Below are 14,261 nucleotides of genomic sequence, written 5' to 3' on the forward strand. Positions count from 1 at the left end.
TAAAAATGTACTGTTGACTGTTATTAGGGAGAAGAAATTCTCCCTAATAATCGATTTAGACTTAATACTGAAACCAATCAATCTATGTATACAGGAGTAAAATAATGGCAGATAAGAAAGATGATATCGTCTTATCAATACGCGGTATGAGCAAGTCCTTCGGCCGTAACAGGGTTCTGGACCATATCAACCTGGATGTGAAGCGTGGAACCGTTATGGGGCTTATGGGTGAGAATGGCGCCGGCAAGTCAACCATGATGAAGTGCCTTTTCGGCACTTACCAGAAAGACGAGGGAAATATCTTCCTGAATGGCAAGGAAGTAAGCTTTTCTGGACCAAAGGATGCTCTTGAAAACGGCATTGCAATGGTCCACCAGGAACTCAACCAGTGTCTGGAGCGGAATGTGATTGATAATCTGTTCCTTGGACGCTATCCGGTCAATTCCATGGGTGTAATTGATGAAGGCAGAATGAAAAAGGAAGCCGCTGAGCTTTTTAGGAAATTGGGCATGACCGTTAACCTTACCCAGCCCATGGGTCGCATGTCCGTATCACAGAGGCAGATGTGTGAAATCGCTAAGGCCATTTCCTATAATTCCAGAGTGATTGTTCTGGATGAGCCTACTTCCTCCCTGACCGTACAGGAGGTTGATAAGCTCTTCGAGATGATGAGGATGTTAAAAGAGCAGGGAATCGCCCTGATTTATATTTCCCACAAGATGGATGAGATTTTTGAAATCTGCGATGAGATATCAGTGCTTCGGGATGGCAACCTGGTCATGACAAAGAGCACCAAGGATGCAAACATGAATGAGCTGATTGCGGCAATGGTGGGCCGTTCCCTTGATAACCGGTTCCCTCCGGTTGACAATACCCCTGGGGATGTGATCCTGTCCATACAGAATTTATCCACGAAGTTTGAACCTCATCTGCAGGATGTCTCGTTTGACGTAAAAGAAGGCGAGATATTCGGGCTTTACGGCCTGGTGGGGGCAGGGCGGACAGAACTTTTGGAAACAATCTTTGGTGTCCGCACCAGAGCGGCAGGGCGGGTTTATTTCAATAACCGTCTTATGAATTTCAGCAGCGCAAAGGAAGCCATGGAGCATGGCTTTGCCATGATTACTGAGGAGCGGAAGGCAAACGGCCTGTTTTTAAAGGGTGACCTTACCTTTAATACCACCATTGCCAACCTGCAGCAGTACATGTCAGGAATGGCGCTTTCCGATGCAAAGATGGTAAAGGCCACGGCAAAGGAAATAAAAATCATGCATACCAAGTGTATGGGTCCTGATGACATGATTTCCAGCCTTTCCGGCGGCAACCAGCAGAAGGTCATCTTTGGAAAATGGCTGGAACGCAGTCCGCAGGTGTTTATGATGGACGAACCCACAAGAGGTATCGATGTGGGTGCAAAGTATGAAATATATGAGCTGATCATCAATATGGCGAAACAGGGGAAGACAATCATCGTTGTTTCTTCTGAGATGCCGGAGATACTGGGTATCACAAACCGTATTGGTGTTATGTCAAATGGACGTCTTTCAGGAATTGTCAATACAAAAGAGACGGATCAGGAAGAACTTTTGAGGCTCAGTGCAAAATACCTATAAGGGGGATTCATGGATATGGCGAAAGGAAACAATGAGACTCTTACGGCTGAACAGGAGATGCAGCTGCGTCAGCCAATTGAGGATTATGTTGGTGAAATTCAGAAAAAGATTGACAGCCTCAGGACCGATGGTACGAACAGGGTAGTAGCCCTGCAGAACAGTATCGATGCGGCAAAGAGGGACCGTTCCCTTACAAAAGAAGAAAGAGCGAACAGGATTGCTGCCAACAGCGCGGAGATGGAAAAGGCAAAGGCTGTTGAGGCAAAGAATAAAGATGAAATCGCAAAATTGATTTCCGATGCGGAGGGTTACCTCAAGGCGCATTTTGATAAGGACTATTATCAGCCCTTAAAGGCAAGCTGCGAACAGGAAAAGGCGCTGGCAAAGGAAAAATATGACACCAGGGTTGCTGAGCTTAACAAGGAGCATGAAAAGACACTGTCAAAGCTTACCGACCATCAGGAGATTAAGGATGAGAAGTACGTCCATAAGAACCGTCTGTTTGACGCGAAGATGGACTTAGACAAGGAACTTCAGCGCATTAAGGACAGAAGGCATGCTGCTTTTGCATGGCAGTACCACCTGATTGATATGCTCCGTCTGTCCAAATTCACCTTCATGGAGACCAGGGCGCAGAAATGGGAAAATTATAAATATACATTCAACCGCAGGACATTCTTACTGCAGAACGGTCTGTATATTGCCATCATCCTGATTTTCATCGGACTGTGTATCGCTGCTCCGGTGGTGAAGAATGTAAAACTGCTTACCTATAACAATATTTTGAATATCCTGCAGCAGGCTTCCCCAAGGATGTTCCTTGCGCTGGGCGTGGCAGGGCTTATCCTCCTTACTGGTACGGACCTTTCCATCGGACGTATGGTCGGTATGGGTATGACCACTGCAACCATCATCATGCACCAGGGTATTAATACAGGCGCTGTGTTCGGACACGTGTTTGACTTCACAGGGATGCCCATTGGCTTAAGGGTTGTATTTGCACTGTTTATGTGTATTGTCCTCTGTACGTGCTTTACGGCAATTGGAGGTTTCTTTACAGCCAAATTCAAGATGCATCCGTTCATATCAACCATGGCCAACATGCTGGTTATCTTTGGTCTTGTCACTTATGCCACAAAGGGCGTGTCCTTTGGTGCCATTGAACCGGCAATCCCGAAGATGATCATTCCAAAGGTAAACGGATTCCCAACCATCATCCTTTGGGCAGTGGCGGCAATTGTAATCGTATGGTTCATCTGGAATAAAACCACCTTCGGCAAGAACTTATACGCAGTGGGCGGCAACCCGGAAGCGGCTGCTGTTTCAGGTATCTCCGTATTCGGGGTAACCATGGGGGCATTCATCCTGGCAGGTATCCTTTATGGATTCGGATCATGGCTGGAATGCGCAAGAATGGTAGGTTCCGGCTCCGCTGCTTATGGCCAGGGCTGGGAGATGGATGCAATCGCAGCCTGCGTGGTGGGCGGCGTGTCCTTTACCGGTGGTATCGGTAAGATTTCCGGCGTGGTAGTCGGTGTGCTGATCTTCACCGTACTTATCTACTCCCTTACCATCCTTGGTATTGATACAAACCTTCAGTTCGTATTCGAAGGTATCATCATCATCACGGCAGTAACGCTTGACTGTCTGAAATATGTCCAGAAGAAGTAAGATTTAGTAAGATTTGTTTGATGCGGTGCCGGCAGCCTTGAGATGCCGGGGGCCGTCTGAAGACCGGCTGGAAACAGAAGGCTGGCTGCAAACCCGCAGCCAGCCTTTTTCTGCGCCCAATGGCTGCCAGGCCCGGACAAAGGCAGCCATTGGGTGAACGGTTACCGGCTTAAATCGCAGGCCAGCCTGCTGTTCTGGTATTCGCCGGAAAACGTTACATCTTTGCCGAACCATTGGGGCGGGATGAAGGTGAGCGCTTCCTCCTCAGTGGGGAATTCTACCTCGGCCAGTATAAGGCCTTTGTAGGTTCCTTCGAATACATCCAATTCTATGGTCAGATGACCGGAACCTTCCAGTGGGATCAGATAGCGCGTCTTGGTCAGGATGATGCCGTCCGCCTTTTTAAGCAGATGGGTGTAAGCCTGTTCATTGAGGGGAAGGTTATATTCTTCCCTGGCCATCAGGCCTTTTCCTTTGTAGGTGAGATAATAGCTGTCATCCTCCTTGCGGATGCGCACCACGGGGCTGGTGCACAGGTAAGCCTGCTCAATGGCATGGCAGGGGAATTCCATGTAGTCTGCGGGGACTTGATTCACCAGATATTTCCTTTCAATTTCCATCTTTCATACCTCCAAATACTGTATACATAATGCAATTAGTGGATTTTACTAAGGAATGTTATTTTTTCCATTTTACTATCATATCATTTATCACTTTTCAGAAAAAGACTAAAATGATAAAATAAAAATATTGTGCGTTGTTATGTTGTATTGTGTCAGTATGGCAGGAAAGGGAGAAAATCATGGCAAAGGTTTATGCATTTCTGGCGGAAGGGCTGGAAGAGGTTGAATGTCTTGCGGTAGTGGACGTGCTTCGCCGTTCCGGAGTTGAGGTGACAATGGTTTCCGTGTCCGGAAAGAAAGAGGTCACAGGATCCCATGGAATCCGGTTAATGGCGGATGCGCTGTTTGAGGAGGCGGATCCTGATCAGGCTGATGTGCTGTTTTTGCCGGGTGGGATGCCTGGTACCAATAACCTGAGGGAACACCGGGGGCTTAGGGAAGCCATTGAACGTGCGAATAAGCAGGGCCGGAGGGTGGCTGCCATCTGCGCGGCACCCAGTGTCCTTGGAGCCATGGGGCTGTTAAAGGGCAGGACAGCCACCTGTTATCCTGGATTTGAGGAGCAGCTTACCGGGGTATCCTACACAAGCCAGGGCGTTGTCACTGACGGCAATATCACCACTGGCAGGGGCCTGGGATATGCGCTGGATCTTGGCCTTGAACTGATACGTCTTCTTCAGGGACCCCAGCAGGCCCAGAAGATTGCGGCAGCCATCCAGTACAGCCGCGGTTGACTGCAGGAGTGATGGAACCTGCAGGAATAATGAAACTGCAGGAGTGATGGAATCCGCAGGAATAATGGAATTCCCCCGCTTGTGCCGCATCGATGGAAGATGCGGCACAAGCGGGGGAGTTTTTTTGATGTGATGCAAAGTATATCGTTTTAAACGTAAGGCATGACGGATTGCGCATGGGAACCTCAGGACCTGTCTGGCGGCTGCGTCCTGTTTCCTGTGCATCCTTCCTTGCGCACCCGCTTTTTCTCTGCATGGCCTACAATGGTAGTGCCTGCCAGGTCATCCAGACAGTTAATCATGGTCATTCCCCATGTCGTTGAAGGCGTGGACACCGGCTGCCAGGCCCACAATCTCCAGCGGGAATCCAAGTGACTCCGGGAGGATAGCCAGGATGACGTGCTCATGATCCGCAGTGGTCTTATTCGCGCAGCTTACGGCTATTTGAAAATCCGCGCCATGAGCAGGGTGTCGTAATACCGCCCATCGCTTAGCAGCTTGTCATCGCGCAAAATGCCCTCCTGTACAAACCCCTGACTTTCATACAGCTTGATGGCAGAAGTATTTGTCGCCATCACCCGCAGGGTTAGCTTGTGCAAGCGGGACCCCGTCTCGGCCCAGGTAATGCACCGCCGCAGCATCTCCCCTCCGATTCCCTGCCCCCAGTATTCTTTCAAGACGCATACACCAAACTCGGCCTGATGTCGCAGGCGGACCAGGCGGGAGCCGGCACAGCGGCAATAGGCCACCAGCCGTCCGCCATCCTCCGCCACCAAAAACAGGTGGTTATTTTCCGCCTTATCCCCGGCGATTATAGCGCGCCAGGCGGCTTCATCCAGGTGGGCTTCCCCCGGTTCGCGGTCCATGTTTTCTGTCTCTGCATCCAATATAGGCCGCAGCGCGGCCAGTTGTGCGGCGTCGTCTTCGATCGCCTGTCGAATGGTATACAAGTGCTTTTCCTCCTTACTATATAGAGTGGAGTATAAAGTATAGCACGGCGCCAAGGGAATGAAAAGCCCGAATCAGTCTCTTATATGACGAGTAACCCTGCCGTATATGTCATTGTAAACCGCGTAGCCAATCCGTTTGATGAAGCATGGGGCATGGGCGTTCCCGCGTGGCTGCGCCGCGCCTGTAATGGTGGTCTGCATCGTCTTGGCTCCCTTCAATATTAATAGGCATGGACTATCCGACCGAAAACTGTGTTTCTGACTGGGGCTGGATATACAGGGAAATATGTACAGGAAATTTATGAAAAAATGCTGGTATTTTCATTTTGAGCATGCTATAATGGTACATTGAAGTGTAGCGCCCTCATGGTTCATGGGCGAATCACATATATTTTAAGGAGGAACCCGTAAAAATGAGTGTACAAGTAGAAAAATTAGAAAAAAACATGGCCAAACTGACAATAGAAGTAGATGCAGCGCAGTTTGAGGATGCAATGAAGAAAGCCTTTAATAAGAATAAGAATAAATTCAATATTCCAGGCTTCCGTAAGGGCAAAGCACCGCGTGCCATGATTGAAAAGATGTATGGCGAAGGCATTTTTTATGAGGATGCTGCTGATGAAGCCATCAATGCAACCTGCATGCAGGCCATGGACGAGAGCGGACTGGAGATCGTGTCCAGACCGGAAGTTGCCGTGGAGCAGATAGGCAAGGACAAGCCATTCATTTATACCGCACTTGTAGCTGTAAGGCCAGAGGTAACCCTGGGCGAATACAAGGGCATTGAAGTTGAGAAGGCAGACGCGGCTGTGACAGCTGAGGATGTGGAAGCAGAACTTAAGAAGGTACAGGAGCAGAATGCAAGGCTTCTGAGCGTTGAGGACAGACCGGTTGCTGACGGTGACAAGACTGTCATTGACTTTGAAGGATTTGTTGACGGCAAGCCATTTGACGGCGGCAAGGCAACGGATTATGAGCTGACCATCGGCAGCCACTCTTTCATCGATACATTCGAGGAGCAGCTGGTTGGTAAGAATATCGGCGAAGAGTGCGAAGTAAACGTAACCTTCCCCGAAGAGTACCATGCGCCTGAACTGGCTGGGAAGCCGGCTACCTTCAAGGTAACCGTAAAGGAAATCAAAGTAAAGGAACTGCCTGCCCTGGATGATGAATTCGCAGGGGAAGTTTCCGAATTTGAGACCATGGATGAATACAAGAAGGATATTGAGGCAAAGATTCTTGAGAGGAAGCAGAAAGAAGCTGCCACTGAGAATGAGAACAGGGTGGTTGACCGGGTTGCTGCCAACGCAAGCCTGGAGATTCCTGATAAGATGGTGGAAAGCCAGATTGACAACATGGTCCAGGATACTGCCCGCCGTATGCAGGGACAGGGCCTGTCCATGGATATGTATATGAAGTATACAGGCATGACCATGGATACCATGAGGGACCAGATGAGGCCGCAGGCACTTAAGAGGATTCAGACCAGACTGGTGCTGGAGGAAGTGGTTAAGGCTGAGGACATTCAGGTTTCTGACGAGAGGCTGGATGAGGAGCTTGCCAAGATGGCTGCAGCTTACCAGATGGAAGTCGATAAGTTAAAAGAATACATGTCAGACCGCGACAAAGAGCAGATGAAGGAAGACCTTGCTGTTCAGGAAGCAGTCGATTTCCTGGTTGCTGAGGCAAAACTGGTATAATTCACACTGGAAAGTCCACGATGGAAAGAATCGTGGAAAGTTATGATACGGGGGGTTTACAGTGTGGGGGCCATACTGTGAATCTCCTGGGTTTTTGTAAGTGAGTATATAATATGACTGTGTGACAGGAGGATGATCATATGAGTTTAGTACCCTATGTCATTGAACAGACCAGCCGTGGGGAGCGTTCCTACGACATCTATTCAAGATTATTAAAAGAGAGGATCATATTCCTGGGAGAGGAAGTAAATGATGTATCCGCAAGCCTTGTGGTTGCACAGCTCCTGTTCCTGGAATCGGAAGACCCGGGCAAGGATATCCATCTGTATATCAACAGCCCAGGCGGTTCTGTTTCTGCAGGCTTTGCAATCTATGATACCATGAACTACATCAAGTGTGATGTGTCCACCATATGTATCGGCATGGCAGCCAGCATGGGTGCATTCCTTCTTGCAGGCGGTGCAAAGGGTAAGCGTTTCGCGCTTCCTAATTCCGAAATCATGATCCACCAGCCATCAGGCGGTGCAAAGGGCCAGGCCACTGAGATTAAGATTGTGGCCGAGAACATTTTAAAGACCAGGAAAAAGTTAAATGATATCCTGGCTGCCAACACCGGAAGGCCCATAGAAGTGATTGAACGCGACACGGAGCGCGACAATTACATGTCTGCCGAAGAGGCAAAGGAATACGGTCTTATTGATGAAATCATCGCTCATCATTAATTGGAAGGCCGGACAGAAGTAAGGATGATTCCCGGTTGGATAAATTGGGTAAAAGCATGAAAGGTTAGGTAACGTATGCCAATTAGACCAGATGACACGATCCGCTGTTCCTTCTGCGGAAGGACTCAGGATCAGGTACGGAAGATGATTGCCGGAGCAGGCAACAACAATGTGTATATCTGCGACGAGTGTATTGAGCTGTGCTCAGAAATCCTGGAGGAAGAGCTGGAGGGGCAGGAAGATTCAGCATCCCCGGCCCTGGCAGATATCCGCCTTCTGAAGCCGAAGGAAATCAAGACATTCCTGGATGAATATGTCATTGGGCAGGATGAGGCAAAGAAAGTGCTGTCCGTGGCTGTTTACAACCATTATAAACGTGTCACATCCTGCCAGAACATGGATGTGGATGTACAGAAGAGTAATATCCTCATGGTTGGTCCTACTGGTTCCGGTAAGACTTACCTGGCCCAGACCCTGGCAAAGATTTTGAATGTTCCATTTGCCATTGCGGATGCCACGGCTCTTACAGAGGCAGGGTATGTGGGCGAGGATGTGGAGAATATACTGTTAAAGCTGATCCAGTCGGCTGATTATGACATTTCCCGTGCTGAGTACGGTATCATATACATTGATGAGATTGATAAGATTACCAAGAAGTCTGAAAATGTTTCCATCACCAGGGATGTATCAGGTGAAGGCGTCCAGCAGGCCCTCTTAAAGATACTGGAGGGAACGGTTGCCAGTGTTCCTCCCCAGGGAGGCAGGAAGCACCCGCATCAGGAACTGCTTCAGATTGACACCACCAACATCCTGTTCATCTGCGGAGGCGCTTTTGACGGGCTGGAGAAGATTGTGGAACAGCGCATCAGCGCCGGCTCCATTGGATTTAACGCAGAGGTGGTTAATAAGAATGATAATGACATTGATGACCTGTTAAGGAAGGTGGAACCAAAGGATCTTACCAAGTTCGGGCTGATTCCTGAGTTCATTGGCCGTGTGCCGGTGATGGTGTCCCTCCAGTCCCTGACCAAGGACGCCATGGTACGCATCCTGTCCGAGCCGAAGAACGCCCTGACAAGGCAGTATCAGAAGCTGTTCGAATTGGACAATGTAAAGCTGGAGTTCACCAGGGAAGCCCTGGATGAGATTGCACAGCTGGCCGTGGACCGTAAAATCGGCGCCAGGGGACTGCGCTCCATCCTTGAGACGGTTATGATGGATCTGATGTATGAGATTCCATCAGATGATACAATCGGAATCTGCACCATTACCAAAGGGGTAGTGGATAAGACAGGACAGCCGGAACTGGTATACCGCGATATGCCTCCTGCGTCTGCCCGTAAGCCGCTGTCCGACAGGATGCGGGGAGAGGGAAAGACAGGCGAGATTGCGTAGGAGGATGATTCCTGATTAATGAAACCGGGAAAGATGCGGTTCGTTTCTGTGACAATTTAGACAAAGGGAAAGGGCCGCTGCAAACCAGATATGACCCGGATGAAAGCCGTCAAGGCTCTGTCCGGCACCTGTATTGCAGCGGCCCTTTGGATGTTTGACATACAAGAGGTGAAGTTTAAGAATGGCAGAACAAGTGATAATAATGCCCGTAGTGGCACTGAGAGGACTAACCATACTTCCGGGAATGGTGCTGCATTTTGATGTGAACAGGCCCAAGTCCGTAGCCGCTGTGGAAAAGGCCATGGTAGGGGACCAGAGGCTTTTCCTTGTGGCCCAGAGACATCCTGAGATTGTGGACCCTGAACTTGGAGAACTGTACCAGGTGGGCACGGTAGCTGTTGTGAAACAGCTGGTCAAGCTTCCTGGCAAGGTTGTCAGGGTGCTGGTGGAAGGCCTTGAGAGGGGTGAACTGCTGTGTCTGGACTCAGAGGAACCGGCCCTTATAGGGGAAATCGGCTCCATTGAGACGGACGGGGAAGAGCTGGATTATCTGACCCAGGAAGCAATGCTGCGCATTGTGAAGGACAAGCTGGAAGAATATGGAAGGGTAAACCCGAAGATTACGAAGGAAATCCTTCCAAACCTGCTGTCTGTCAGCGGATTGGATGAGATGCTGGACCAGATTGCAATCCAGCTTCCCTGGGATTACACAATCCGGCAGACCGTATTGGAGAACAGTTCCCTGTCAGCCAGGTATGAAGTAGTGATGCATACCCTTATGACAGAGATGGAAATATACAGGATCAAGAAGGAGTTCCAGGAGAAGGTAAAGTCTGATATTGACCAGAACCAGAAGGAATATATCCTCAGGGAGCAGATGAAGGTAATCCGTCAGGAGCTGGGGGAGGACAACCCCCTGTCAGATGCGGATGAATACCAGAAGAAACTGGACAGCATGAAGGCTGACAAGGAAGTAAAGGAAAAACTCCACAAGGAGATAGAGCGGTTCCGTACAATGCCTGCCGGAAGCCAGGAAGGCAATGTGCTCCGCACGTATATTGAGACGCTGCTGGAACTTCCCTGGAAAAAGGTGTCAAAGGATAATGACGATATCCGGCATGCGGAAAAAATCCTCAATGAAGACCACTATGGTCTGGAGCAGGTGAAGGAAAGGATACTGGAATATCTGGCCGTGCGCACACTGACGAAGAAGGGGACCAGCCCCATCATCTGTCTGGTTGGCCCGCCCGGAACAGGAAAGACATCCATTGCCCGCTCGGTGGCAAGGGCCCTGGGCAAGAAGTATGTCCGCATCAGCCTGGGCGGGGTCAGGGATGAGGCGGAGATCCGCGGCCACAGGAAGACATACGTGGGGGCCATGCCGGGCCGGATCGTGGAGGGCATGAGACAGGCCGGGTACAGCAATCCCCTGATGCTGCTGGATGAGATTGACAAGGTCAGCAGCGATTACAAGGGAGATACCTCCTCCGCCCTGCTGGAGGTGCTGGACGGGGAACAGAACGTAAAGTTCAGGGACCATTATGTGGAGGTGCCCATCGACCTTTCCCAGGTCCTGTTCATCGCAACCGCCAATACCACCCAGACCATACCGGGACCGTTATTAGACCGCATGGAACTGATTGAGGTCAACAGCTATACGGAAAATGAAAAATTCCATATTGCCAGGGATTATCTGGTGGCCAAACAGATGGGACGCAACGGGTTAAAGGACAGCCAGATCACATTTTCCGATAAAAGCCTGGAAAAAATCATACACAACTATACCCGGGAGGCAGGCGTCCGCAACCTGGAGCGCCGCATTGGGGATGTGTGCAGGAAGGCTGCAAGGCAGTTCCTGGAAAATAATAAGAAATCCATCAAGATAACTGAGTCCAACCTGGAGAAATACCTGGGCAAGGAAAAGGTCACGTTTGAGGATGCCAATGAGGAGGACCAGGTGGGAATCGTACGCGGCCTGGCCTGGACCAGCGTGGGCGGGGATACGCTTCAGATTGAGGTCAATGTGATGCCTGGAAAAGGGAATCTCCTTATGACAGGGCAATTGGGCGATGTGATGAAGGAATCAGCCCAGACAGCCCTGACCTATGTGCGCTCCGTGTGTCCGGATCATGGGATTGCGGATGATTATTTTGAGAAGCATGACCTGCATATCCATATTCCGGAAGGCGCAGTGCCAAAGGATGGTCCTTCGGCCGGCATCACCATGGCTACCGCCATGCTCTCGGCTGTTACTGAAAAGCCGGTGCTTGCCAAGGTTGCAATGACAGGGGAAATCACGCTGCGGGGAAGGGTGCTTCCCATCGGCGGCCTGAAGGAGAAAATCCTGGCAGCAAAGATGGCCCATATAACCAAGGTGCTGGTGCCTGACAAGAACCGGCCGGATATGGGAGAGTTGTCCAAGGAGATAACCAAGGGACTGGAAATCGTGTATGTGAAGTCCATGGTTGATGTGGCAAGGGAAGCATTCGTACCAGCTGTTACAGAGTAGGGAAATAAGGAGATATTTATGATTATAAGAGATGTGAATCTGGAGACCGTTTGCGGCGTTACCAGCAAGATGCCGGAAAATATCCTGCCGGAATTTGCCTTTTCAGGCAAGTCCAACGTGGGGAAATCCTCCCTGATTAATGCGCTGATGAACAGGAAGTCATATGCCAGGACCTCTTCCCAGCCAGGTAAGACCCAGACCATTAATTTTTATAATATTAATGGCGCGCTTTATTACGTGGACCTTCCGGGGTACGGCTATGCAAAGGTGGCCCTGGAGGCAAAAGAAAAATGGGGGAAGATGATTGAGCGTTACCTGAGGAATTCCGCCATGCTTAAGATGGTGTTCCTGCTCATTGACATCCGCCATGAACCTTCGGCCAATGACAGGATGATGTACGAGTGGATCATATATAATGGATACCATCCCGTTGTCATCGCCACCAAGCTGGATAAGATTAACCGCAGCCAGGTACAGAAGCATGTGAAGATGATCCGCGAGGGCCTGGGCATGGAAAAGGATGGAATCATCATCCCGTTTTCTGCCGAGACAAAACAGGGGCGGGATGAGATATGGGATCTGATTGAAGGTAATATGTAGGATGGGTGCCTGGGGATGTGAAACAGCGGTGAAGGATGCGCCCGCAGCACACCCCGGACCGGAGCCGGGGAGGGTTCCCCGGATTGGCGGCGGCAAGGAGGCCAGGCTATAAAAGAGCAGCCTCTAAAGCCATGATAACAGAAAAGACGGGGCGGTCATCACTGATTGGATGTGACCCCGTCTTTTTAGTACCTTGTTCCTATGCCATCCTGCAGGGGGACTTCTTATAAGTTGCCAGACTTACAATCACTAATAACAGGCCGCATACAACAGCGCCTGGAACGGTTTCTCCAAGGCCGAAGGGATTGCCCGCAAGCTTCCATCCCACACATACCGCAAAGCCGCCTATCATGGCGGACAGGATGCCCTGGTTGGTGGCTTTTTTCCAGTATAAGGCTGCAAGGGCCGGGAGGCCGGCTGCGGCTGCATAGAAGGACCAGGCAAACATGAGCACATTGTAGGCATTTTTTATGTACAGGGCAATGATGAGGGCGCCCATGGCCAGGACCACGGACATGATGCGGGACATGAGGATTTCATGTTTTTCTGTCATTTCAGGCATGAAGTTCTTGCCCAGGTCATGGACAAAGGTCTGGACGGATACAAGCAGGTAGCTGTCTGCCGTGGACATCATGACGGACAGGATTCCGGCCAGGGCCAGGCCTGTAAGCCCGGGTGGAAGGATGCTGATTGCAAGCGCGGGCACCACTGCATCGGAACTGCCGTATTGTGCCACCACGTTGGGCAGGATCTGCTGTGCAACCAGGCCCATGAAGAATACCAGGGCAATGGTCACCATGTAGATGGAAGTGCCCCAGAACATGCCCTGGGTTGCTGACTTTTTGTTTTTGGCTGCAAATGCCCGCTGCCACATCTCGGCGCCGGCCAGGGTGAATACCAGGTAGGTGACGATATCGCCCAGGATACTGCCGTTGATGTGGGGAACCAGATAGGATTTGTCCAGGTTCTGCCAGAACACGGAGAAATTGCCCAGGTAACGGACACTGGATACGGGGATAAGGATGTATACAAAGATGATCAGCATGAAAAACTGAAGTACATCCGTGTACACCACGCCGAATAATCCAGAGGCCGCCGTATAGATGATGAAGATGACGGTGGCCACCAGTGCGCCGGCCTCATAGCTGATCCCGAATTCACTGCCCAGCATCTTGATGATGGTTGCGGTGGCGGTTACCTGTGCAGCCACGGTGCCCATCATGGTGAAGACAATCATGAGGGCCAGGACACAGCGGGCGTTCCTGCTGAAACGGTAGTGGAAGAGTTCGGGAATGGAATTGATGTTGCGGGCCGCGCCCACCTCCTGGATCCTTCCTGCGATGGCGGAGAAGATGAACATGCCGATGAGATAGGGGATTGCTGTCATGATGGCCTTGAAGCCGGTGGTGTATGCGATGCCTGCCCGGCCCATCATGGCGCTTCCGCCGATGATGGACGCGCACACGGTGGCTGTCAGCACGAAGGGACCCAGGGTCCTTCCTGCCACGTAGAAATCGCCTGTATTCCTAATCCGTTTCACAAACCATACTCCTACCAGCAGCATACCAATCATATAAAGGACGATGATAGTCAGATCCAATACGGTTAGTTCATGCATAAAACAGGTCTCCTTTCTGAATGGCGCCGCTTGTGGGAGAAGGATTCAATTTTTAAGTTGGTAAGGAAAAAAGAATGGACTTTAATTAAGAAATCCGCCTGCAATGAATGCAGGCGGAAAAGTATG

General features: G+C 50.4%; 12 protein-coding genes. 8 read left to right on the forward strand and 4 right to left on the reverse strand.

Going from position 1 to position 14,261, the window contains the following annotated elements:
• The first annotated feature begins 104 nt into the window (after window positions 1–104).
• Both MCJ35_RS08025 and MCJ35_RS08030 read left to right on the forward strand, forming a co-directional pair.
• On the forward strand, window positions 105–1,613 hold the full coding sequence (locus tag MCJ35_RS08025) for a sugar ABC transporter ATP-binding protein (RefSeq protein WP_008725240.1): 1,509 nt from the start codon (window positions 105–107) through the stop codon (window positions 1,611–1,613).
• A gap of 15 nt (window positions 1,614–1,628) precedes the next feature.
• Window positions 1,629–3,284 (forward strand): ABC transporter permease subunit, encoded by a 1,656-nt coding sequence (locus MCJ35_RS08030; RefSeq protein ID WP_025482121.1) that lies wholly within the window; start codon window positions 1,629–1,631, stop codon window positions 3,282–3,284.
• Window positions 3,285–3,445: 161 nt separating this feature from the next.
• Here the strand turns inward: MCJ35_RS08030 and MCJ35_RS08035 are convergent, their stop codons facing one another.
• A complete protein-coding gene (locus tag MCJ35_RS08035) occupies window positions 3,446–3,904 on the reverse strand; it encodes a CYTH domain-containing protein (RefSeq protein WP_008725243.1) in 459 nt (152 codons plus the stop codon).
• Between the two features lie 182 nt (window positions 3,905–4,086).
• Here MCJ35_RS08035 and MCJ35_RS08040 point away from each other — a divergent pair, with 182 nt between their 5' ends.
• Window positions 4,087–4,641 (forward strand): DJ-1 family glyoxalase III, encoded by a 555-nt coding sequence (locus tag MCJ35_RS08040; RefSeq protein WP_025482120.1) that lies wholly within the window; start codon window positions 4,087–4,089, stop codon window positions 4,639–4,641.
• A gap of 440 nt (window positions 4,642–5,081) precedes the next feature.
• Here the strand turns inward: MCJ35_RS08040 and MCJ35_RS08045 are convergent, their stop codons facing one another.
• Window positions 5,082–5,591: a GNAT family N-acetyltransferase gene (locus MCJ35_RS08045; protein ID WP_025482119.1), complete on the reverse strand. Its 510-nt coding sequence runs from the start codon at window positions 5,589–5,591 to the stop codon at window positions 5,082–5,084.
• A gap of 72 nt (window positions 5,592–5,663) precedes the next feature.
• Window positions 5,664–5,792 (reverse strand): hypothetical protein, encoded by a 129-nt coding sequence (locus MCJ35_RS31610; protein WP_275891631.1) that lies wholly within the window; start codon window positions 5,790–5,792, stop codon window positions 5,664–5,666.
• Window positions 5,793–6,004: 212 nt separating this feature from the next.
• On the opposite strand from MCJ35_RS31610, the gene tig reads away from it, so the two are divergent.
• The 5 genes from tig to yihA all read left to right on the forward strand — a co-directional run bounded on the left by tig (window position 6,005) and on the right by yihA (window position 12,517).
• Window positions 6,005–7,291 carry a trigger factor gene (gene tig / locus MCJ35_RS08050; RefSeq protein ID WP_008725251.1) on the forward strand — a complete coding sequence of 429 codons (1,287 nt, stop codon included), beginning with the start codon at window positions 6,005–6,007 and terminating at the stop codon, window positions 7,289–7,291.
• Between the two features lie 140 nt (window positions 7,292–7,431).
• Complete coding sequence (gene clpP, locus MCJ35_RS08055; RefSeq protein WP_008725253.1) at window positions 7,432–8,013, forward strand: ATP-dependent Clp endopeptidase proteolytic subunit ClpP; 582 nt, start codon at window positions 7,432–7,434, stop codon at window positions 8,011–8,013.
• A 75-nt stretch (window positions 8,014–8,088) separates the two neighbouring features.
• Entirely contained in the window at window positions 8,089–9,408 is a 1,320-nt protein-coding gene (clpX, locus tag MCJ35_RS08060; protein ID WP_008725255.1) for an ATP-dependent Clp protease ATP-binding subunit ClpX, read from the forward strand.
• Between the two features lie 181 nt (window positions 9,409–9,589).
• Window positions 9,590–11,917, forward strand: coding sequence for an endopeptidase La (gene lon / locus MCJ35_RS08065; protein WP_008725260.1), 2,328 nt, complete (start codon window positions 9,590–9,592; stop codon window positions 11,915–11,917).
• A gap of 18 nt (window positions 11,918–11,935) precedes the next feature.
• Window positions 11,936–12,517: a ribosome biogenesis GTP-binding protein YihA/YsxC gene (gene yihA / locus MCJ35_RS08070; protein WP_008725261.1), complete on the forward strand. Its 582-nt coding sequence runs from the start codon at window positions 11,936–11,938 to the stop codon at window positions 12,515–12,517.
• A gap of 199 nt (window positions 12,518–12,716) precedes the next feature.
• On the opposite strand, the gene MCJ35_RS08075 is transcribed toward yihA, so the two are convergent.
• Window positions 12,717–14,135 carry a sodium:solute symporter family protein gene (locus tag MCJ35_RS08075; protein WP_025482117.1) on the reverse strand — a complete coding sequence of 473 codons (1,419 nt, stop codon included), beginning with the start codon at window positions 14,133–14,135 and terminating at the stop codon, window positions 12,717–12,719.
• Window positions 14,136–14,261: the final 126 nt, after the last annotated feature.

This window comes from Enterocloster sp. OA13 (assembly GCF_022440595.1).
In the GTDB taxonomy this organism is placed as follows: domain Bacteria; phylum Bacillota; class Clostridia; order Lachnospirales; family Lachnospiraceae; genus Enterocloster; species Enterocloster hominis.